The following is a 20,182-nucleotide window of genomic DNA, read 5'->3' as shown; positions in this document are numbered from 1 at the left end:
GGCCGACGACCGTCAGATCCAGCGGCGGTAGACGACGGAATTACGCGTGGGATCCAGCTGGCTCACCCAGCGCCGAGGCCCGGCAGCTGGCTCAACCTCAGCGAACCCGTGTCCGAGGAACCACGCGTTGGTCGGGCTGGACGCCGCATACAGTGCACGCGCCGATGACCGGGCCGCCTCCTGGAGGGTCCGGTCGAGCAGAAGGCTCCCGGTCCGGCGGCCCTGGAAGCTGCTGTGGACGCACAGGTTGTCCAGGACCCAGTCACCCCCGAAGCGCTGGACGCCGGCGCAGGCCACTATCCGGCTGTCGTCCTCGACGACCAGGAAGTCGGCGTGACGCCGGGCGAACTCACCGACATCGCGATGACGCAGCCGACCGAGCGCGACGAACGGAGCGGACAGGTCGTGCAGGGCCTCCGCGTCCGCCCGGCGGGCTCGTCGCAGCGACAGGAGGGAAGTCTGACTGACGGAGGTGTTCACCGAGCCCTCTCGTCGAACGTCGCCGACCCGCCCGAGATCGGGCACCGCCACTCCGCCGGCTGCGGCCGCCCCGAGTACTGGGGGGCCTCCGGCTGCTCCCCGAAGTCGGCGAGGTTCGGGTTGATGGACCCCTGAAGCCGCAGCTCGCGGGCCCGGATCTTGTCCTGGAGCGAGGCGTAGAGCCCCTCCTGCTTCAACTGGTCGAACTGGATGTGGGAGTTGAAGACGAGCACCGGGTGCGTGAACCGACGGGAGATCCTCGATGCCTGGGAGTGCAGACCCACGACGAAGAACGGATGTCCGGCGACGCTGTAGGCGAAGTCCAGGGAATGGGGATCACTGGAGACGCCCGGTGCCCATGCGTATTTCTCCCGATCCACCTGACGAAGCATGGCGAGCTGCGCCCAGAGGGTGTGCTCGAACTCCGTCTCGCTCAGCAGCCGCGGATTTTCGAAGATCGCCGCGAAAGAGCTGAACCTGGTCTCGTGCAGCCGGGCCTGGTCGACAAAGTCGACAATTTCCCGGTGCAGTTCCCGAGTGCTGTCGACGTCGAGCATCGACTTCAGTTCGACGCAATATAATTGCTTCTGGCGTACCGACGCGCGCGCACCGAGGCAGGAGAAGGCGGTGCCGGCAATCCAATCCTCGAATGCTGATGTCAGACGTCCAGATTTCTGGACAAACTCATCCTGTCGAGCCATTGAAATACCCCGTAACTTGGTTGCACCACCGTGATATAGGCACATACATGACCCGCCTCCATCTGCCTTGGGTAAGCATGGTCAGTGATGTAGGCTGATTTCTTGACGGCGAGTTGACAGCGGTGTCGACACGGTGAGGTGCGACCTGAGCCGCTGGCTGTCGGGCTTAGGTGATCAACGGGGGCACTGTGGGCTTGATGATTCTTGGGCCGGTGGAAGGTCGATCGCAGGGTCGACCGTCGTCGATGGGAAGACCGCAGCAGTGCACGGTTCTGGCCGCGCTGGCCGTGGAGGTCGGACGGACGGTGCCGGCCGACGTGCTCGTCGAGCGGGTGTGGGGCCAGGAGCCACCCGAGCGGGCGCGGCGCACCTTGCACAGTCACATCACCCGCATCCGGCGGTCGCTGGAGATGATCGACACGAGATCCGGGAATCCGGCCCGCCTGCTGCTGGGCTCCGGGGGCTACCGCCTCGACATGGCGCCCGACGACATCGACCTGCACCGTTTCCGCAGGCTGGTGAAGCGGGCCGACAGACGGTTGTGCTCCGAGGCCGAAGCACGGGCACTGCTCCGGCAAGCCGTCGCCCTGTGGCGCGGCGAGCCACTGGCCGGCCTGACCAGCGCCTGGGCGGAACGCACTCGGGACGCGTGGACTCTGGAGCGGCTGGACGCCGTGGTCGCCTGGGCCCGGACGGAGCTGGCGATCGGGGACCCCCAGGCGGTCATCGCGGAGCTGAACGTGCTGGCCTACGACTATCCGCTGGTGGAAAGCCTGGCGGCGACGCTGATTCAGGCCCAGTACGCTGCTGGGCGCACGAGCGAGGCCCTCGACCGCTACGCGGCCGTGCGCCGGCAGATGGTCGAGGCGCTCGGCATCGAGCCCGGCCCCGAGCTGCAGCAGGTGCAGCAGGCGATCCTGCAGGGCGACCGGATGGGACGGAGCGGCCCGGCGATCAGCCGTGACGCCGTTCTCGCACCGCAGGTCCGGATCCCGCCCCGGCGCCCGACCCATGCCGTCGTCGGGCCCGCACCGCGCCGGCCCCTGGTCGTCCCGGCACAGCTGCCGATCGACGTCCGGGGGTTCGCCGGCCGCGAATCGGAGATGGCCCAGTTGTCGGACATCCTCGAAACCTCCCAGGCGGAGAAGCAGCCCGCGCTGTGCGTGCTCTGGAGTGCCGCTGGATCAGGCAAGACCTCACTGGCGGTGCACTGGGCACACCGGGTGGCGCAGCAGTTCCCGGAGGGGCAGCTCTACGTCAACCTGCGGGGCTTCGAGCCGAGCGGCGTGGTGGTGCGGCCGGAAGAGGTCACCCGCATGTTCCTAGACGCGTTCCAGGTGCCGCCGCAAAGCATCCCGGTCAGCCTGGAGGCACAGGCGGCGTTGTACCGCAGCTGCGTCGCTGGTCGCCGGATGCTCGTGGTTCTGGACAACGCGCGTGACGTCGACCAGGTCAGGCCCCTGTTGCCCGGCACCCCCGACTGCCTGGTCCTGGTCACCAGCCGCCGTGCGCTGCCCAGCCTCGTGGCGACCGAGGGCGCTCATCCCATCGCGGTCGGCCCGTTGCGGTACGACGAGGCCAGGCGGGTGCTCTCCAACCGGCTGGGCGCCGCCCGGGTCACGGCGGACAGCGCGGCCGTCGACCGGCTCATCGCCCGATGCGCCGGGTTGCCGCTCGCCCTGGCCCTCGTCGCCGCACGCGCTGCGACCCACCCTGACCTGGACCTTCGTACGCTCGCCGACGAGCTCGACGCGGCCGTTGGATCGGCCGGGCCGCCGGCCGAGGCCGAAAGGGACGTCCACGTCGTATTCGTGTGGACCTACCGGACGCTGAGCCCGGCCGCGGCGAGACTGTTCCGCCTGCTGGGGCTCTCGCCCGGTCCGGACATCGACGAACTGGCCGTGGCCCACCTCGCGGCGCTGGACCTGCCCGCCACGCGGACGTTGCTCAATGAGCTGAAGGACGCCCAGATGGTCAGCGAGCACAAGCTGACCCGGCTGTCCTTGCACGAGTTGCTCCGGGGCTACGCGATGGACCTGGTCCGCGCGGTGGACAGCGCGGAGGAGCGGTCCGCCGCTGTTCGCCGGCTGCTCACCCACTACGTGACCTTGTCACGCCGCGCCGCCGTACTGCTCGAGCCGCATCTGTCCCAGGACGCTGGGGAGGGCCAGGACGCCGGATTTCCCCGTATCACGACGGCCCGGGAGGCGGTGGAGTGGTTCACCGCCGAGCACGCGTTGCTGCTCGACATCGTTCGCCGGGCCGGGGACGAGGGTCATGACGCGAGCCTGTGCAGCCTCGCTCGATCGCTGATGGAGTACTTCAACCGCCAGGGCCATTGGCGGGACCAGATCAACACGCAGCGGCTCGCCCTGGACGCCGCCCGGCGGCTCGGCGACCGGCGCGCCATGGGTCAGGCGCACCGCGGCACCGGGGTGGCCCATGCCTGGCTGGGCCGGTACGACGACGCTTACACGCACAGCCGGAGGGCGCTCGACCTCTCCTGCGAGGTCGGTTCGACGAGTGATCAGGCCCAGGCGCATCTGGCCCTGGCGCGCGTCTTCGAGCGGCAGGGCCGCCACCGCGAGGCGCTCGACCACGATCAGGCCGCCCTCATGCTGGCCGAGATCGCGAACGACCGGCTGGCGCACGCGGTCTCGCTCAACAATGTCGGCTGGTCGCTGGCCATGTTGGAGCAGTACGAGGCCGCCAAGGACTACTGCGGCCGGGCCCTGGTGGTGCTGCGGGAGTTCGACGACCCGTCTGGGCAGGCGGCGACCTGGGACAGCCTGGGCTACATCAACCACCAGCTGCGCCATCCGGCCGAGGCGATCGAGTGCTACCGCGAGGCGATCAGGTTGAACCGGGACGCCGCGAACCGTTACGCCGAGGCCGACAGCCAGCACCACCTCGGCAACACTCTGATGACGCTGGGCGACTTCGCGGGTGCCAAGGAATGCTGGCAGCAGGCCGTGGTCATCCTCGACGAGCTGAACCACCCCGACGCCGAGACGGTGCGGGAAAGGCTGACCGGTCTCGAGCAGGCGCAATCCGGGATCGGCCCGCGGCGCTGATCGTCCGGCCGGCCAGCGTAGGCCGGTCGGCCGAGCAGGTCACCCGGCGATGGTGTTGACCGCGAAAGCGACGGCGAACCGGCAGCCCATCCGGTTGCCGGCCTCCCGGGCCAGCTGTTCCAAAAACAACTCGTGGTCGAAGTCGGGTTGGCCGAGGCCCTTCAGGCACTCCTCGTGCGCCCGCAACGACGTCAGTCCCTTGTTCAGGGTGTGGGTCACCTCGGCGCCGTGGCGGGCCGCGGGGGAGTAGGCGGCCCATACCTGCCGCACCCCGCTCCCGGCTCCAACCACTGTCCGGAAGTTTGCAGCAGCCCAACGGGGGCCATTGTCGCTGGCTCAGGAATCGTGATTGATGCGGGTCGTCCCTACCCCCAGGGCGACGGGGGCCACTAGGAGGCCTCGCCCTCTCGGTAGTGTGATGACGGCGCCGATAAGCACGGCCGCAGCAGACGCCGAGATGAGCACCGCTGGGTCAACGAGATTCCCGACGGCGGCCAGTGTGAGCCCCGCGAGCGGCATCGGCACAATCAGCAGCATGCCAAAAAGCCCCACAGTCGCCGCGTAGTTCTCCAGTGGCACCCGACGCGCTCTGACGACCCTGATGTACACGCTGAAGAACGAGTCGAGCAGCAGGAACGCACCGAGGCATCCAGCGAAAACCCAAAGCCGGGCCGCCACCGCGACGCCCAACGCGGCCAGGCACATCCCCACCGCGACAGCGACCCCGATCGTCGACAGCGACACACGCGAGGTCAGCCGGTGGAAGACCAACAGGCCGATGATGGCCGGCACGCTGCTCGCCGCGTACATCAGGCCCAGCTCACTGCTGCTTGTCCCGAACGTTCCGAACGCGATCTGGGGCGCAGCCCCGTTGATCAGCGCGAGCACGTAATTCAGGCCCATGGTGACCAGCACGATCCGGCGCAGGACGGGGTCCTCGAGCGCGATGCGTACGGTCGCGCGCAGGGTGCGCTTCGCTGTCGAAGTGGGCGCCGTGCCGCCCGAGGGGACCGATATCGACATCAGCAGCGAGACCCCGAACAGACCCGCCGCCACGAACATCAGCACCGGCGGTGGGAACGACAGCACCACGCCCGCCGCCGCCGGCCCCAGGACCATCGCCGCCTGCTCGAAGGCGGTCAGCTGCGATTGGAATCGCTCCTGTCCCTCGGGGCGGACCAAGTACAGTCCGATCTTCTCGCCCCCGACGAAGGTCAATTCGAAGCAGAGGCCCACGACCATCGCGAATATCATCAGCACCGGCAGCACCGCACCGGGATACACCGCCATTATCAGCCCAGCCACCAGCGCCGTCGCGGTCCTGGTCAGATCCGCCACGACCATCAGGGTCCGCTGCCGTATGTTGTCGAGCCGCAGGATCGCTGCCGACAGTCCCAGGAGCCTCGGTCCCCACTGGAAGAAGACCGCCGCGCCCGACCAGCGCACATCGGCGGTCACGCTGTAGGCGAGCACTGGTACCGCGAACAGGACCAGGTAGTCGCACAGCCAGCTGGCGAACCGCATCGCATAATACTTGGCGATACTCACGACAAATACGCTGCGACTGGTCGCAGTTCCCGGCCCAGTCGCTCGTTGACCGCCAAAGCGGTGTCTGGATCGGAAGCGCGATAGCGGATATAGGCCACGCGCCGAAGGGCCTCATAGGTCGAGGGAATCTGCTCGCCGGCGGGGACCAGCACCTTTTGCTCCACGACATCGGCGTAGCGCGGCACGTCGTCCCATCCCTCGATACGCGTGTAGGCGGTGATGCTGCCGGGGTCCACGAAGCGAATGCCCGCAGCCCCCCCGAATGCCGCGTGTTCGTCGAGGCAGGTCTCCGGGTTCGCGCCGACCGCCATCAACAAGGCGGCGTCCGCCATCGACACACCTGTGGCGTCGGCTACCAGGTGCACGATCTGGTCTCCCGGCAGTCGTGCGGCGATCTCCATGAGTACCGGTCCGTTCGCGGACAAACGCATCTCGCAGTGGAACACGCTGTTTTCCAGCCCGACCGCCCGGACCACCTGGCCGACGTACCGCTCGATCGCGCCCAGATCGTTCGGTCCCAGAGGAGCGGGTGTGATGTGACCGAGCTCGACAAAGGTCGGCTCGGGGCCGAGGAGCTTCCTGGTCACTGCGGCGATGCGCACCTCGCCGCGCCAAACGTATCCGTCGGCGCTGTATTCGTCGCCGGAAACGTATTCCTCGATGACGACCTCGTCACCGAGCGGCCTGCCGAGGTCGATCATGCCATCGGCCTCGATGGCGGCGTACGCCCGCACAGCCTCGGCCGTGTCGCGCGCCTTCAAGACGTGGATGCTGCTTGACGACTCAACCGGTTTGACCACCACCGGGAACGTCAGCGCCGCGCACGCGAGCTCCGCCTCGGCGCGGGAGGCCACCTCCCGGTGCCGGGGCGACCGGACGCCGGCGCGTTGCAGCGCCTCACGCATTTTGGCCTTGTTCCGAACGAGCGCGACATCGGTGGTGGTCAGGCCCGGCAGACCGAGTTTCTCCGCAACTTGGGCCGCGATCTCGACGTGAAACTCCGAACCGGCAACGACACCATCGAGTCCAGCCCCCACAGGCGAGCGACTAACCGCTTCAACGATGGCGTGCACGTCATTCGTATCTACCTGGACGAGGGTGGATGCCAGATCCTTGGTCGCCGCCGTCAGAGTTCGGTCTTCGGCGTCGAAGCTGGCCACCACGGTGTTCCAACCCATGGCCGCGGCTCGGACGACGAGCTCGTTGCCGGAAGATACCGGTTCAACGATGAGTACTGATGTCACCGTTCCTCCGAGTCTTGAACTGCACAACGATCGTCATACGACGACGGCGGCGGCTGGACAGACGGATACAGCCGATCAAGCTACCAGTCTCCACAACAGACACTCGAACCGGCCCGAAGACCTATCCAGTTACGGTGTGGCAACGTATGCCCCATAGCCAGCTGAGCCGAGCACCTGCGCAGTCCGGGCTGCCCGCTCGTCGGCGTCAGGTCATCGCGACGTCCGAACAGGGGGTATGCGGTACGCAGAGCCGAGGGGCAGCCCGCACTCCAGTCGTGCCTCCGCCGCCACCAACTCCGCCTCGATGTAGCCGTCCGCTGCTACCAACGGTGTCAGCCAGCCCGAGGACCAGATCCCGCTGATGAAGTTTCCACGGCAACCCGCCCGCGGTGATCACCTGCACCCGGGCATCCTGCCCGACCATCCACGCGAGATAGCCGCGCAGGGCTACGAGGCCTCGGCGCGTGGATGATGAGCTTCTTCGCCGGCTTCGGACCGAACAAGCCCGGGCGCTGCTTGATGACGCCGACCCGCACTACGCGGTGATGCTGGCCTGCGACCTGCTGGTTGCCGGCGTCAACGGCGACGCCGTGGTGGCGCTCGCGGCCGAGTCAGCGCGGACACTGCCGGCGCACGACGCGAATCGGCGCCTGGCGGCGGTCACCGCCCTGGCCGCGCATCTCGAAGACGGCCTCGGTGGACGGGCCGACAACGACCTACGAACCCGGCTCGCCGCGCTGGCCCGGACCATCCTGAGCCGCCTGACAGCCGGAAATCCGGCTTGAGGCTGCGCTGCCCGAGGGCTTGGGCGACCGCCGACGCGCACGCCTGACGATCACCCACAGTTCGGACCGGACAGCCATCGTGTTACGAGACATCGCTTAGCTGGACGGGCCGCTCACCTCTCCAGACCGACACGTCAGGCACGTCCTGAACCCCGAGATCGGGCAATGCCCTTCATCGCACGTCGGAATTATCCGAGTCGACCAGCTGCCCACTCAGCTAGCCGTTGCATCATCGGTTCGAGCCGCTGCCGGAACTCGTCGCGCATGTGTCTCTCCGTTGCTGGCGGGACTCCCGCCGGAACATCTGCCCAAAACTCCTGAGTGAGACGACATGATTCAGGCCCGAGCGCCTCGACGGTGACTGCCCCCCAGCTAGGACACCAGGAGACAAGGCTACGGGTCACGGCACGACGGCCATGATCGAGCTCGACCACCTCGTGAAGCACACCCACTCGCCCGCCTGCAGCCCGCTCCACGACAGCCTGAATCTCGCCGATTCCCTCCCGACCTGGGAGAGACACGGCTACTTCCGCCTTGTCGAAGAGCTTGAGACAGGATGCCGGATCCCACATGAACGACCACACCGCCTCCGCGCTCTGCGGCAAGTCGACAGCGGCCGACTCTCTTACCTGAACAGGCCTGGTCGTCACTCTGACCATCCGTAGGCGTGATCGCATGCCGCATGCTCTCAGGTTTGAGTAGGCGGGGGGTAAGCGCGGGGCGGAGGTGCTGCGGGCGGCGAGGGAGTCAGTGACCTCCCTCGCTGGCTGGATTGAGCGCCACTGGTGCCACGAGCCTGGGGTTGATTCGTTGTCGCGGATCTCCGCCCGACACGGCCTCTTTCGTACCCACGATGACGTGGGGGCGAATGATGGGACGTGTTGGCGGTCGGCGTGGGCGGGACTGGAGGTGACTCCCGCCGGCCCGCGAGCACGCGCGTCGGCGGATGAAGTGCTGCGGCTGCCATCAGCTCTTGGGTGGCTGACCACCCCCCCGGGGGCTGGCCAGCGACCTCCCGATCCGGTGCTGCCAGAGCGGCCAGGGCCTCGGCACTGCGGCTGCCCGGCTCAGGCGTGCCGACCAACAGTTGCTGACCGGGAGCATCCCGGACGTCAAAGGTCTGGTACGTCAGCTCGACCCGCCCTGCCTCGGGGTGGTGTATGACCTTGAACATGCGGTTCAGGCCCTGCACGGTCTGGTCCGCCCAGAGGGCGCCGAACTCCGGCGAGTCCCGTCGCATGTCAGTTACGAGCGCCCGGATCTGGGGATCTTCCGGGAAGAGGTCGGCGTTGAGTCGTAGGGCGTGTACGACGTTCTCGGTCAGGGCCGGCCAGTCGGGGAAGACGGTGCGGGCCTGCGGATGCTCGAACAGCACCCGGACCATGTTGGTCGGGCCCGTGAACGGAGACAGCAGGGCAGCCGCCACGCTGTTGGTGGCCAGCACTTGGAACGCTGGACTGAGCACGTAGGCGGCGGAGGTGGGAAAGGCGTCCAGCAGCCGCAGCAGGGCGGGGTGGACGGAGTCCCGGGTGTTGTCCGGGCCGAGGCGAGGGTGGAGCCCGGCGAGCCGGAAGAGATGGCCGCGCGCGTCCGGGTCGAGGCGCAGGGCCCGGCCGATCGCGTCGAGCAACTGCGCCGAGGGGTTGCGCTCCCGACCCTGCTCGAGGCGGGCATAGTAGTCGGCGCTCACCCCGGCCAGGACTGCGATCTCCTCGCGGCGCAGCCCCGGTACCCGGCGGTCGCCGCCCCCGTGCAGTCCGGCCTCTTTCGGGTCCACTCGGGCGCGGTTGGCCCGAAGGAATTCCCCGAGCCGGTTTGAATCGGGCATGTCGACCAGCCTAAGACTCCTGGCTGAGATCCCCGGCCAGCTGCCGGCTTTGCTGGCCCGTCCGCTGAATCGCCCGATCCGCAGGTCGAGGCGTACGGGACAGAGCACCCCGACTCGAATGAAACGTACGTGGTGCCGGGGTGTCGCGCACCCAGGAAACCTCACCCTTCCCGGGCCCGCGTATCAGCCGGATCGTTGAGCAGCGGCGCTTGGCCGCAGGCCCGAAGCACAACAGGAGGATCAATGGGAGACAGTTCCGGTTCGAAGATCATTCTCATCACCGGTGCGAGCAGTGGTATCGGTGCGGCAACCGCCCGCCGGCTGGCCGCCGACGGCCATCACGTCGTGCTGGGTGCCCGGCGCGTCGACCGGCTCGCCGCACTCGTCGACGAACTGCGCGCCGCCGGTGGCACCGCCGAGCACCACGAGCTCGACGTCACGAGCCGTGACAGCGTGCTCTCCTTTGTCGAGAGCGCCCACAACCGGCACGGCCGCATCGACGTACTGGTCAACAACGCCGGCGTGATGGCCCTGTCGACCCTCGACGCGCTGCGGGTCGACGAGTGGGACCAGATGGTCGAGGTGAACCTGCGCGGGACCCTGAACGGCATCGCCGCCGCACTGCCGCTGATGCGGGCCCGCGGCGCAGGGCACATCATCAACATCGGCTCTACCGCCGGGTACCGCGTCGACCCGACGGCCGCGGTCTACTGCGCCACCAAGTACGCGGTCCGGGCGCTTACCGAAGGGCTGCGCCAGGAGAGCCGGGACGTCCGGGTAACCCTGGTGAGCCCCGGCTACACCCACTCGGAACTCACTGAGCGGGGAGGCGACCCTCAGGTGCGTACTGCCGCCCACGCGGCGGCCGAGGAGCTGGGAATGCCTGCCTCGGCAGTCGCCGACGCGATCGCCTACGCCATCACCCAGCCCGACAGCGTCGACGTCAACGAGATCATCATGCGGTCCACAGTGCAGGGCTGATCGCACACCACGAGGAGGGCACCCATGAGCGAAGCACTCGAGATGACGACGTTCCGGCTCGTCTCCGGCCTCACCGGCGCCGACTTCGTCAACGCCAACGACGACATCAACGAATACCTGCGACGGCAGCCCGGCTTCCGGTGGCGTCGGATCGTGCAGGACGACGACGGCACGATCACCGACATCGTCGCGTGGGACTCCGCCGCCGACGGCCGGCGCAGCGCCTCGGGGATCATGACCGAGATGGCCGGCTCCCCGGTGCACGCCACCATCGACCACGCCACGGTCGACTTTCGGATCGTCCCGGTGCTGCTACACACCAGCTGACCCCGGTGCCCATACGGTCGCCACACCTGGCCACCCCGATCGTGACCAACGCGAAGAAGGCGGCCGACTCGCTGGACTGGGTCGTGCGCGAGATGGACATGCGCTATGACGAGCCCGCCGCCAACGGGGTCCGGCACATCGACGACTTCAACCCGGCGGCCGCCGAGCGTCCGACAGCGGACAGGTCGGCCATCCCGAGCGGAGATTCCCTCCGAGCGGACCGTCACTCCGGCCAGTCGCTGCGCAGGATGATCTCCACGAAGTCGTCCCGGACGAAGTTCGGGTCGAAGTGGGCGAGCACGTCCGCGTTGACGTTGCCGAACGTCGTCTGCGGGCGGTGCCTGTTGCCCTGGTTGAAGGCGGCCAGGATCTGCCGCTTGAAGTCGGGGCGCGGATGGGCGGCGATGACCTCGGCGATCCGTTCCGGATCAAGGTCGCGGTAACCGATGCCCAGCACGTCGGTCTCCACTCCCGCGGTAACCAGTGCGATCTCCGGGTCGAGGAACTCCGGCACCCCAGGCGTGGTGTGCAACGCGATGGCCAGCCAGACCTTGCGGGCCTGCTGAGCAGGTCGGCCATGGTCGAGCAGGAACCGCTCGGCGGCATGTGCGCCATCGACCTCGAACCGCAGGTCGGTGCTGCCGTACCGCTCGGTCAGGCCGAGATCGTGGAACATGGCACCGACGTACAGCAGTTCGAGGTCGGGGCTCAGACCACGCCGCTCACCCTGGAGCGCGCCGAACAGGAACACCCGGCGGCTGTGCCGGAACAACAGGTCGTTGGTGGCTGCCCGGACGAGGTCCGTCGCGGCAGCCACGAGCGGGGTGTCCGGGATGGTGATCCCGGCGATGGTTTCGGCCATGGTGTGCTCATCCTGTTCCTACGGAGGTTTCTACTGGTGCTGAGGCTCGCCACCGATGCTGCCGGGCTAGACTCGGCCGGACCATGTCCAGAAGGACAGCCATCCCACAGATGCGGACATCAGATCGGCTGGAGGGAGCGGGTCGGATGAGCCGAGGGCGGTCACACCGGGTCGGCGTGCTCGTCTTCGACGGGGTACAGCTACTCGACGTCTCCGGACCGGTGGACGTCTTTACCGGAGCTACCCGGCGCGGTGCCGACTATGCTGTGGCCCTGCTCGGCTGGCGGTCGGATTCGGTGCGTACCGCGTCCGGGGTCCGCTTGTCCGCCGACACCACCGTGGCCGAGTCCACGCCGCTGGACACGCTCGTGCTGACCGGAGCCGACGACCTGACCGCGCTGCCCGACGCCGAGGACCTACATGCCCGGTTGGGTCCACTGATCGGGCCGCCGACCCGGCTCGCCGCGGTCTGTACCGGCGCGTTCGTGCTGGCCCGGACCGGTTGGCTCGCCGGCCACCCGGCCACCACCCACTGGCGGCACGCCGGCCGTCTACAGGCCGAATTCCCGGAGATTGAGGTCCGTCCGGACGCCATCCACGTCCGCTCCGGCCGGTTCGCCACCAGCGCCGGGGTCACCGCCGGGATCGACCTCGCCCTCGCACTGGTCGAGGAGGACCACGGTGCCGACCTGGCCCGCGAGGTCGCCCGGGAACTCGTGGTGTTCATGCAGCGGCCGGGTGGGCAGTCCCAGTTCTCCGTCCGGCAGGACCTGCCGCCGACCCTCGACCAGCGGCTACGCCGGGTTGCCGACCGGGTCGCCACCGACCCGGCCCGGGCGTATCCGATCGAGGCGATGGCGCACGATGCGACGGTGACCCCCCGCCACCTGCGCCGCCTATTCCAACAGGAGTTCGGGCTCACCCCGGCGCGCTACCTGGAACTTGCCCGGGTCGAGGCGGCCCGCGCGCTGCTGGAACGGGGCGGCACAGTCACCGAGGCGGCCCGGCGCAGTGGGTTCGGCAGCGACGAAACGCTGCGGCGGGCCTTCACCGCGTCGTACGGCATCCCGCCGTCGGTCTACCAGCGCCGGTTCCGGACCACAACCACCACCGCCTGGTGATTCCGCAGACTCGGGTCCCGCTGGGTCGGGCCCGATCGGATCGACCCACCGACGACCAGACGCCCGGATGTGCCCACCCCCGGCCCGGCGAGGTTCTGGTCCGGATGACCGCCTGTGCGGAGCGTCCGAAGAGGTAGGGCGATCGGACCGGCACGGGTGGGGCGAGCGGTGCCAGGTCGGGTGGTGTCGGTGACGCCGACGTGGCTGCCGTTGGCCTGCCGCCGGGGGAGGTTCAGCCCGACCAGGCGGGTCGCGGCACTCAGCCGAACTGTCTACCGGAACCGGCGACGGCGGTAGGCAACGACCGCGAGGGCTGCCGCAGTGCCGGTGGCGGCGAGGACTGGCACGGATTTCGTGCGAACCAAGCTGCCGATTTTGGTGGTGGCGGCGCGAGCGGAGGTGATCAGGGTGGACTCGGCCTTGCCGGTGGTCTGCGCGCCGGCTCTCATCGAGCCTCGTATCGTGCCGATGGTGTGCTGTGAATCCTGCTTCACTGACGTGGCGCGCTGGGAGGCCTTCTGGCTCACCGTGTGCGCCAGCTGGGTCGCTCTGGTCTTGGCCGACTGACCGACCTGGGCTACCCGCTGTCGGAGTCCGCCGACGGCGGAGGTCGTCTTGGTGCGCGCACGTGTCTTGACGTCGGTCTTGGCGCTCAATGCGGCTGCGGTTTCGCCGAGCTCGGCACGCGTCTGCTGAATATCACGCCGGGTCTGATCCGGGTTGCTGCTTCCGGATGGCGTGCTCATGGCTGCCTCCGACTCGCTGCGCCGCGTATCGTCTCCGCGTCGGCCAGCACGCTGTCCCTGGTCGCTGTGGGTGTGACCGGCATTGCCGTGCTGACCTGCTTCTTACCGCGTTGCGCCGCGATTGCGGCGGCGAGGGCAAGGATCACCGTGACGATCAGGGTGGCCACGGCGTCGGGCATGATCGCGGCCAGGGTCAGAACGATCGTGGCGACGGCGGTCGCGCCGGCGAAGATTCCGAGCATCACGCCGCCGCCGAGCAGCCCGGCGCCGATGCCCGCGCGTTTGCCCTTGGCAGTCATTTCCGCCCGCGCCATCGTCAGTTCGTCGCGCACCAGCCGGGTGATCTGATCGGTGGCACGCTGCACCAACTCGGCGACCGGCGTGTCAGCAGACGGGGTGCCGGGGTTGCCGCTGGGTCGTTCTGGCATCAGCTTCTCGCGGAGGGGTGATCCGAGGCGCTGCCTGGGTCAGTGCTGCTGCGCGGCGGGCATGCTCTTTGGTCCCTGCGCCGAGGCGTCGATACGCCTGTCAAGCGACGGTGCGAGTGCGTCGTCGAGCTGGCTCGTGACGTCAGTTGCCCGGAAGTCACCATCCTGGCGGCGACCTCGGAGCGTGAGCATGCTCGCCGCTCCGGTCATCGCTCCAGCCGCGAAGGCAAGGATGAGCGTTTGCCGTGCGATGGATTTCCTCTTGCGCGCCATGACAGCCCCCTGAATCCGACGTGACCTCACCGACCTGATTGTCGGACTCGTCGGCGAAGGTCAGGCTTTTATCGGCGGATTTGCATGGAGGTGAACGGTGCTTCCGTCGTGATTGCTGTGAGCTGACGTTTGCTCCTGCGAGACGCGGTTTTGAGTGAGACTGGAACCGTGCGGCTTGGGTCTGTCGCACCCCGAATGGGTCGTGTGCCTGCCCGCTCGCGCTGCTGGCAGACCCCTAACCTGAACTGGCGGTCGTACAGGGAGTGGCGAGAGTGAGTAATGTAGATCTTGGCGCCCGTAGTGACCGTGGCAGTGCGTACGCCGAGCTGTCTCGCCTGGTCCGAGGCGCGGGTTTCCTCGATCGGCAGCCCGGCCGGTACGCGGCCCGGGTGACGGTTCTGCTGGGTTGTCTCGTGCTGATGGGCGTGGTGTTCGTCCGGCTCGGGTCTTCGTGGTGGCAGACGGCTACCGCGGTCGGGGTCGCGGTGCTGCTCGCGCAACTGGCGTTTCTCGGTCACGACGCCGGGCATCGACAGATTTTCCGATCCCGCCGGGCGAACGACGTGCTTGGCATGGTCTGTGCAAACCTGATGACCGGGATCAGCTACGGGTGGTGGGTCGACAAGCACAACCGCCACCACGCCCACCCGAACACCGAAGGCCGCGACCCCGACATTGTCGTGGCTCCACTGTCATTCACCCCGGGCCAGGTCGCGACGCAGCGCGGCCTGCGGGCGTTGTTCGTCCGACACCAAGCGGCGCTGTTCTTTCCCCTGCTGATGCTGGAGGGTCTGCATCTGCACGCCGCCGGCGTCCGGGCGGTCGTCAGTCGCGGCGGACTCAGGCACCGACCTGCGGAGGCCGGCCTGCTCGTCCTGCACTTCGCCGGCTACCTCGCAGCCGTATTCCTTGTCCTGAGCGTTCCGCAGGCGATCGTGTTCATCCTGGTCAACCAGGCACTCTTCGGCCTCTACCTGGGTAGCTCCTTCGCCCCGAACCACAAGGGGATGCCCATCCTGAGCGAGGCCGACGACCTCGACTACCTACGCCGGCAGGTCCTCACCTCCCGCAATGTGCGCGGCGGCCGGATCCTCGACGTACTACTCGGCGGGCTCAATTACCAGATCGAACATCACCTGTTCCCCAGCATGCCTCGACCGAACTTGCGCCACGCCCAGCCACTGATCCGCCAATTCTGCGCCGACTATGGCATCGCCTACCACGAGACCACTCTGATCCAGTCTTGGTCGCAGGGGCTGGCGCACCTGCGCGTGATCGGGACCGGAGCGACCCGCCGGGACAACGACTGAGTCTGGGCCTCGCAGGCCCTGGTCACCGACCAAGGCCCCGTCCGCCGGGGACTCGGCCACCGCGTGACCATGATGAGCAGTATGACCGCGAGGAGTAGCTAGCCCCGTGGGGCCGACAGCGCGGTTGACGTGGACGCCGGAGTGGGCTCAGGCCGACGCCGATGAGCACCGCCCGAGGTGACAGGCAGCCGACGGATCAGTGCCGCCAGTCGCCTAGGGCGAGGGGAAGGCCGCCCGGCTCGCGGGCCCGACGAGCGGCAGTCCGGAAGACGACGGATACTCGCCTGATGACTGGACCGGATCTCGACCCCGAACAGTATCCGCCCATCGACCCGCGTGAACCGGTGCCCGACGACGCGGGCGTCCTTCTGCCTGGCGCGCCGGACGAGCTGCCCGAAGCCCCGGCCGAACCGATGCCAGACGACGGTGGCAACGCCGGCGGCGTGCGCGAGCCGGCATAGATCGGTCCGCGATCGAGCGCGACACCAGCCCGACCGCCGATGCCGGCGCCGACGGCGCGCAAGACGTCGGGGCGCCGCCTACCGAATCCGCATACGCGCTGCAGACCGATGTGGAGCGTTGCGGGTGAGCCTCGCTGGGGTCTGCCGCAGCTCCGTCATTCGAGACACCGATCCCACGGGCAGCGTCCTGAGCGAGCGAGACTCCAACTCCACCAGGTGTGGCTGGAGATAAGAACTCCTAACGGTCGCTGTGGTGGCTGCCGGTGGAGCGGAGTGACCGGCGAGCGCCTTCCTGATCCGGCTCGTTGTCCGCCACCGGATTGCCCAGCCGGGTCACCCAGTCGACGAACTCCGCATCCTGCCTCGGCAGCGGCTCGCCGTCGGCCGGGGTGCCCGCGCCGTCCCCGTCGGCCCGGGACTTGTTGCGTCGGAACAGGCCCAGCCGCCCGCTTGCCCGTCCCGCCTCGACGACGGATGCCGGGTCGGCTGGCGCGGGGACCGGGTCGGTCCCGGCGGGGCGGGCCGGCACGGCATCGGTCGTGGGCGGGGGCCCGGCGCGCCGGGCGGTCGCGAGGGCGTCCCAGTTCGCGGCCCGGCTCAGGTTGGGCAGGGGCGGCCGGTGCCGAGGTGGGGGCGCCGGTTCGGGCCTCTCTTGCGTGCCGGCTGACTGGGTCGCCTCGCCGCCGGGAGCGGGCTCGGCCGAGGGCGGCACCCGCCGCGCCGGAACGACCGGCCAGGTCGCCTGAACCCGCGTCCGGTCGGTCTTCGGCGGTTGGTACATCCGGAGGGTCCCCGGGGCGACGAGCGCCCCGTCGGGCGGCATCCCTTCGGGTTCGGTGTTGTCGACCGGGGCCTCCGCCGTCCCGGAGCTGTCCCCGCCAGGTCCCGCGGGAAGGTGGGCCGCCGTCGCGGGGGCCGGTTCCGATGTCTCCGGGGTGTCGTCGAGGTCGGTCGGTGTGGCGAGGTCGGCGGGTGCGGCCGATGCGGCGGTAACAGCCGGTGCACCGAGGCTCAGTGGTTCGGCTGCGGTCGGGAGCTTCGCTGCGGTCGCGCCGGCTACCGGCCCCGTGCCGGCCAGGTCGACGGGCTCCGGCTCGTCGGTCGTACCACCAACGGCCGGCCTCATGGCCTGCCGCACGGCGGGACCGGCGGCCAGTGGACGGAGGATGTCGGTTGACTCGGCGACCCGTGCTTCGGCGGTGCGCGGCAGGAGCGGCCAGCGGAACGACGCGGCGGCGGCCGAGCCGAGCACACCGGCGGCGACGGCGAGCAGCGCCGCGTAGTACGGCGTGATCTGGTACCGGTCGACGGCGTCGCCGGGACCGGCGGTCAGATAGGTGAACGCGACCAGCACGGTGCCGACCGCGCCGGTCACGCCGTTGACCAGCGGCGGATGTCCGCGCCAGCGGGCCAGCCCGCCGGTCGCCGCGCCGATGAGCAGGGCCACCGACGGCAGAGTCAGGATCGCCAGCCGGTGTGCCGCGTCGGCGTCGAGCCCGGCCGGCTCCAGCACACCGAGCCGTACGGCGGGCAACGGCCCGGCGGTTGCGAGCGACGGGACGACCGAGACGAGCGCCAGCAACCAAACCACGCCGCCCACTGCCGCCATGTTCCAACCCAGCGGCGGCTTCACCAGTACGGCGATCGCGGCACCCGCGCCAACCAGCGCGCCGAGGGTCGCGCAGATGCCGACGGCCCAGATCGGGTCCACAGAGAAGCGCTCGGCGGCCTGGGCTGGCCGGATGCAGAGCGGCGCCACGACGGTCGCGCCCAGCGCGGCGGCGGCGGCGACGGCCACCAATCTGCCCGTGCTCCCCAATACCCCGTACCGGCGGGCCAGGCGCGCGGCGACGACGGTGCCGGCTACGGCGGCGTGTGCCGCGAACCAGCCCACCCAAACGAGCTGGGCAGGCCACTGGTTGACGGCGGCGCCGGTGGAGGCGCCGGCGAGCTGGACGATGCCGAAGCTGAACGCGATGCCGAGTTGACCGGCACCGGCGAGCATGCCCATCCCGAGCGCTGTGAGCAACAGGTTACGCCATGTGCGAGAGACCATGTCCGGCACGTTACGCACCTTAATGCGGTGGTTTTTCCGGAATGCCGGTTTTAGTGTCCGACTACCGTGCCAGCGGTTACTTCAGTTCGACCAGGCGCGGCATGTACCTGGTGCTGCCCACATTGCTGAGCATGTGGACGGTGTCCGCGTCGCGATAGATGAGCCGACGGTGGGTACGTCGGCGTCGACGCGGGTGCCTCCACGGCCTGCACCACGTTCTTCGCGTCCTGGATCGCCACCACCGGGTACGGGTGGCCGTGCCGGGCAGCGGCTGCCGCTCACCCGGCTCCAGCCGGCGTACGGCGCAGCGGTGGGTGGGAGCCGGCCCCCACCCACCGCTGCGCGTCGATGGTGCGACCAAGCGATCGGGCTCAGCAGCGCGGTGCCACTCGTTGTGGCAGGGTCACGCGGAGTTGCGCCACTTGCGGCCGTGCCCGCCGATGAGCCGGTCGGCATCGATCGGGCCCCAGGAGGCGGCCTCGTAGGTGGGGATCGGCGAGTTGTCCTTCGCCCAGTTGTCGATGATCGGGTCGACGATCCGCCAGCACTGCTGCACCTCGTCGCTGCGGATGAACAGCGACGCGTCACCGATCAGCGCGTCCAGGAGCAGACGCTCGTACGCCTCCGGGGACTCCTCCACGAACGTCTGGTCGTAGGAGAACTCCATCGTGGCGGTGCGGACCCGGAAGGAGTGGCCCGGCACTTTGGCACCGAAGCGCAGCGAGATGCCCTCGTTAGGCTGGATCCGCAGGATCAGCGCGTCAGCATCGAGGCCGGTGAGCTGGTCGGTCGGGATCGGCAGGTGCGGCGGCCTCTGGAACTGCAGTGCCACCTCGGTGAGCCGGGCCGGCAGGCGCTTGCCGGTGCGTACGTAGAACGGCACCCCGGCCCAGCGCCAGTTGTCCACGTTGAGCCGCATCGCGGCGTAGGTCTCTGTCCGCGACAGGGGGTCGACGCCGGCCTCCTCGCGGTAGCCGGCCATCAGCTCCTCCCGCGTGCCGCCCCGGGTGTACTGTCCCCGGACCGCGGCCTCGGCGATGTCCCGGTCGGTGGGGAGCCGGATCGCCTGCAGCAGCTTCACCTTCTCGTTGCGCAGGCCCTCAGCCTCGAATGAGGCCGGTGGCTCCATCAGTGCCAGCGCGAGGACCTGAAGCACGTGGTTCTGCACGATGTCCCGCATCGCGCCGGCGTCCTCATAGAAGCCGCCGCGGCTGCCGACGCCGAGCGTCTCGGCGACGGTGATCTGCACGTGGTCGACCCAGGAGCGGTCCCAGATGGGCTGGAAGATCGAGTTCGCGAAGCGCAGCGCCAGCACGTTCTGGACGGTGTCCTTGCCCAGATAGTGATCGATACGAAAGACCTGGTGCTCCTCGAACGCGCTGTGTACGACGCCGTCGAGCTCGCGGGCCGTGACCAGGTCGCGCCCGTACGGCTTCTCAATGACCAGGCGGGAGAAGGAGCCGTCGCGTGGGTGGTTGAGCCCGACACCGGCCAGTCCGTTGATCACCGGCTCGAAGGCCCCGGCCGGGGTGGACAGGTAGAAGAGCCGGTTGCCGGACGTGCCCCGCTGTGCGTCCAACTCGTCGAGGGTCTCCACGAGCCGCTTGTAGGTCTCCGGGTCGTCGTAGCCGCCGGCCACGTACCGCACGCCGCCCTGGAGCTGTCGCTTGCTGGCGAGGGTGCGTTCGCCGAGGGCGCTCTCGGCGAACTGCTCGTCGGTCATCGACGTGCGCGCGACGCCGACCAACGCGAACTGGTCCGGGAGCCGCTCGTGCCGAGCCAGGCTCTCGATTGCGGGCAGCAGCTTACGCCGGGTCAGGTCACCGGAGGCACCGAAGATCACCAGCGTAGCCGGCGGGGCACTCCGCTCCTGGATGAGCTGAGATGCGTGGTCCATGGTCTGCGTTCCTCCGGGCACAAGGGGTGTGGGGTTGGGGGATGTCGTTCTGTCATGCCA

General features: G+C 68.9%; 19 protein-coding genes and 2 pseudogenes. 8 read left to right on the top strand and 13 right to left on the bottom strand.

Translation table 11 applies throughout. The features are described from left to right. Window positions 1-12 precede the first annotated feature (12 nt). A complete protein-coding gene (locus MED15_RS05070) occupies window positions 13-480 on the bottom strand; it encodes a GNAT family N-acetyltransferase (protein WP_167457588.1) in 468 nt (155 codons plus the stop codon). Then, window positions 477-1,181, bottom strand: a complete 705-nt coding sequence (gntA, locus tag MED15_RS05065) for a guanitoxin biosynthesis heme-dependent pre-guanitoxin N-hydroxylase GntA (RefSeq protein ID WP_112602260.1) — start codon at window positions 1,179-1,181, stop codon at window positions 477-479. The genes MED15_RS05070 and gntA overlap by 4 nt, the downstream gene beginning before the upstream one ends. A 245-nt stretch (window positions 1,182-1,426) precedes the next feature. Here gntA and MED15_RS05060 point away from each other — a divergent pair, with 245 nt between their 5' ends. Continuing rightward, window positions 1,427-4,255 carry an AfsR/SARP family transcriptional regulator gene (locus tag MED15_RS05060; protein ID WP_167457587.1) on the top strand — a complete coding sequence of 943 codons (2,829 nt, stop codon included), beginning with the start codon at window positions 1,427-1,429 and terminating at the stop codon, window positions 4,253-4,255. Between the two features lie 39 nt (window positions 4,256-4,294). Here MED15_RS05060 and MED15_RS05055 read toward each other — a convergent pair whose 3' ends face one another. The 3 genes from MED15_RS05055 to MED15_RS05045 all read right to left on the bottom strand — a co-directional run bounded on the left by MED15_RS05055 (window position 4,295) and on the right by MED15_RS05045 (window position 7,047). Beyond that, window positions 4,295-4,525, bottom strand: a complete 231-nt coding sequence (locus MED15_RS05055) for a hypothetical protein (protein WP_112734875.1) — start codon at window positions 4,523-4,525, stop codon at window positions 4,295-4,297. A 66-nt stretch (window positions 4,526-4,591) separates the two neighbouring features. After that, window positions 4,592-5,803 carry an MFS transporter gene (locus tag MED15_RS05050; RefSeq protein WP_112583143.1) on the bottom strand — a complete coding sequence of 404 codons (1,212 nt, stop codon included), beginning with the start codon at window positions 5,801-5,803 and terminating at the stop codon, window positions 4,592-4,594. Continuing rightward, window positions 5,800-7,047, bottom strand: a complete 1,248-nt coding sequence (locus tag MED15_RS05045; protein WP_146766685.1) for an ATP-grasp domain-containing protein — start codon at window positions 7,045-7,047, stop codon at window positions 5,800-5,802. The genes MED15_RS05050 and MED15_RS05045 overlap by 4 nt, the downstream gene beginning before the upstream one ends. Window positions 7,048-7,511: 464 nt before the next feature. On the opposite strand from MED15_RS05045, the gene MED15_RS05040 reads away from it, so the two are divergent. Next, window positions 7,512-7,832: a hypothetical protein gene (locus MED15_RS05040; RefSeq protein WP_112734873.1), complete on the top strand. Its 321-nt coding sequence runs from the start codon at window positions 7,512-7,514 to the stop codon at window positions 7,830-7,832. A 688-nt stretch (window positions 7,833-8,520) separates the two neighbouring features. Here the strand turns inward: MED15_RS05040 and MED15_RS05035 are convergent. Further along, window positions 8,521-9,660: a helix-turn-helix domain-containing protein gene (locus MED15_RS05035; protein ID WP_112734872.1), complete on the bottom strand. Its 1,140-nt coding sequence runs from the start codon at window positions 9,658-9,660 to the stop codon at window positions 8,521-8,523. A 243-nt stretch (window positions 9,661-9,903) separates the two neighbouring features. On the opposite strand from MED15_RS05035, the gene MED15_RS05030 reads away from it, so the two are divergent. The 3 genes and pseudogenes from MED15_RS05030 to MED15_RS34075 form a co-directional block, all read left to right on the top strand. Further along, window positions 9,904-10,641: an SDR family oxidoreductase gene (locus MED15_RS05030; RefSeq protein ID WP_112734871.1), complete on the top strand. Its 738-nt coding sequence runs from the start codon at window positions 9,904-9,906 to the stop codon at window positions 10,639-10,641. A 24-nt stretch (window positions 10,642-10,665) separates the two neighbouring features. Beyond that, window positions 10,666-10,968 (top strand): hypothetical protein, encoded by a 303-nt coding sequence (locus MED15_RS05025; protein ID WP_112734870.1) that lies wholly within the window; start codon window positions 10,666-10,668, stop codon window positions 10,966-10,968. 20 nt (window positions 10,969-10,988) lie between these two features. Further along, window positions 10,989-11,135: pseudogene (locus MED15_RS34075) on the top strand (FtsK/SpoIIIE domain-containing protein); the annotation flags it as partial. A 56-nt stretch (window positions 11,136-11,191) separates the two neighbouring features. On the opposite strand, the gene MED15_RS05015 reads toward MED15_RS34075, so the two are convergent. Then, window positions 11,192-11,830: an HD domain-containing protein gene (locus MED15_RS05015; protein ID WP_112583148.1), complete on the bottom strand. Its 639-nt coding sequence runs from the start codon at window positions 11,828-11,830 to the stop codon at window positions 11,192-11,194. A gap of 146 nt (window positions 11,831-11,976) precedes the next feature. Here MED15_RS05015 and MED15_RS05010 point away from each other — a divergent pair, with 146 nt between their 5' ends. Continuing rightward, complete coding sequence (locus MED15_RS05010; RefSeq protein WP_112734869.1) at window positions 11,977-12,951, top strand: GlxA family transcriptional regulator; 975 nt, start codon at window positions 11,977-11,979, stop codon at window positions 12,949-12,951. Between the two features lie 272 nt (window positions 12,952-13,223). Here MED15_RS05010 and MED15_RS34070 read toward each other — a convergent pair whose 3' ends face one another. The 3 genes from MED15_RS34070 to MED15_RS04995 are packed head-to-tail and all read right to left on the bottom strand — an operon-like array spanning window position 13,224 to window position 14,398. After that, window positions 13,224-13,697, bottom strand: a complete 474-nt coding sequence (locus MED15_RS34070; RefSeq protein ID WP_112734868.1) for a DUF3618 domain-containing protein — start codon at window positions 13,695-13,697, stop codon at window positions 13,224-13,226. After that, window positions 13,694-14,125, bottom strand: a complete 432-nt coding sequence (locus tag MED15_RS05000; RefSeq protein WP_112734867.1) for a phage holin family protein — start codon at window positions 14,123-14,125, stop codon at window positions 13,694-13,696. The genes MED15_RS34070 and MED15_RS05000 overlap by 4 nt, the downstream gene beginning before the upstream one ends. A 39-nt stretch (window positions 14,126-14,164) precedes the next feature. Further along, a complete protein-coding gene (locus tag MED15_RS04995; RefSeq protein WP_112734866.1) occupies window positions 14,165-14,398 on the bottom strand; it encodes a hypothetical protein in 234 nt (77 codons plus the stop codon). Between the two features lie 389 nt (window positions 14,399-14,787). On the opposite strand from MED15_RS04995, the gene MED15_RS04990 reads away from it, so the two are divergent. Both MED15_RS04990 and MED15_RS33380 read left to right on the top strand, forming a co-directional pair. Next, window positions 14,788-15,708 (top strand): fatty acid desaturase family protein, encoded by a 921-nt coding sequence (locus MED15_RS04990; protein ID WP_244220362.1) that lies wholly within the window; start codon window positions 14,788-14,790, stop codon window positions 15,706-15,708. A 287-nt stretch (window positions 15,709-15,995) separates the two neighbouring features. Then, entirely contained in the window at window positions 15,996-16,169 is a 174-nt protein-coding gene (locus tag MED15_RS33380) for a hypothetical protein (protein WP_167457586.1), read from the top strand. Between the two features lie 238 nt (window positions 16,170-16,407). On the opposite strand, the gene MED15_RS04985 is transcribed toward MED15_RS33380, so the two are convergent. From MED15_RS04985 to zwf, 3 genes and pseudogenes are all read right to left on the bottom strand, one after another. Then, window positions 16,408-18,225, bottom strand: coding sequence for a hypothetical protein (locus tag MED15_RS04985; RefSeq protein ID WP_146766684.1), 1,818 nt, complete (start codon window positions 18,223-18,225; stop codon window positions 16,408-16,410). 76 nt (window positions 18,226-18,301) lie between these two features. Then, window positions 18,302-18,520 (bottom strand): annotated as a pseudogene (locus MED15_RS34065) (cupin); the annotation flags it as partial. Window positions 18,521-18,628: 108 nt separating this feature from the next. Next, complete coding sequence (zwf, locus tag MED15_RS04975; RefSeq protein WP_112583154.1) at window positions 18,629-20,122, bottom strand: glucose-6-phosphate dehydrogenase; 1,494 nt, start codon at window positions 20,120-20,122, stop codon at window positions 18,629-18,631. Window positions 20,123-20,182: the final 60 nt, after the last annotated feature.

It is taken from the genome of Micromonospora noduli, assembly GCF_003264475.1.
GTDB classification, from domain to species: Bacteria; Actinomycetota; Actinomycetes; order Mycobacteriales; family Micromonosporaceae; genus Micromonospora; species Micromonospora noduli.
The sequence above is the reverse complement of the archived record's forward strand: the minus strand, read 5'-3'. Positions and strand labels throughout refer to the sequence as shown.

What these genes read in the sequence shown, in the direction of transcription:
- MED15_RS04995 (WP_112734866.1), bottom strand. Translation starts at nt 14,398, where the DNA reads ATGGCGCGCAAGAGGAAATCCATCGCACGGCAAACGCTCATCCTTGCC.
- MED15_RS05030 (WP_112734871.1), top strand. Translation starts at nt 9,904, where the DNA reads ATGGGAGACAGTTCCGGTTCGAAGATCATTCTCATCACCGGTGCGAGC.
- gntA (WP_112602260.1), bottom strand. Translation starts at nt 1,181, where the DNA reads ATGGCTCGACAGGATGAGTTTGTCCAGAAATCTGGACGTCTGACATCA.
- MED15_RS34070 (WP_112734868.1), bottom strand. Translation starts at nt 13,697, where the DNA reads ATGAGCACGCCATCCGGAAGCAGCAACCCGGATCAGACCCGGCGTGAT.
- MED15_RS04985 (WP_146766684.1), bottom strand. Translation starts at nt 18,225, where the DNA reads ATGGTCTCTCGCACATGGCGTAACCTGTTGCTCACAGCGCTCGGGATG.
- MED15_RS05060 (WP_167457587.1), top strand. Translation starts at nt 1,427, where the DNA reads ATGGGAAGACCGCAGCAGTGCACGGTTCTGGCCGCGCTGGCCGTGGAG.
- MED15_RS05000 (WP_112734867.1), bottom strand. Translation starts at nt 14,125, where the DNA reads ATGCCAGAACGACCCAGCGGCAACCCCGGCACCCCGTCTGCTGACACG.
- MED15_RS05015 (WP_112583148.1), bottom strand. Translation starts at nt 11,830, where the DNA reads ATGGCCGAAACCATCGCCGGGATCACCATCCCGGACACCCCGCTCGTG.
- MED15_RS05010 (WP_112734869.1), top strand. Translation starts at nt 11,977, where the DNA reads ATGAGCCGAGGGCGGTCACACCGGGTCGGCGTGCTCGTCTTCGACGGG.
- MED15_RS05025 (WP_112734870.1), top strand. Translation starts at nt 10,666, where the DNA reads ATGAGCGAAGCACTCGAGATGACGACGTTCCGGCTCGTCTCCGGCCTC.
- MED15_RS05035 (WP_112734872.1), bottom strand. Translation starts at nt 9,660, where the DNA reads ATGCCCGATTCAAACCGGCTCGGGGAATTCCTTCGGGCCAACCGCGCC.
- MED15_RS33380 (WP_167457586.1), top strand. Translation starts at nt 15,996, where the DNA reads ATGACTGGACCGGATCTCGACCCCGAACAGTATCCGCCCATCGACCCG.
- zwf (WP_112583154.1), bottom strand. Translation starts at nt 20,122, where the DNA reads ATGGACCACGCATCTCAGCTCATCCAGGAGCGGAGTGCCCCGCCGGCT.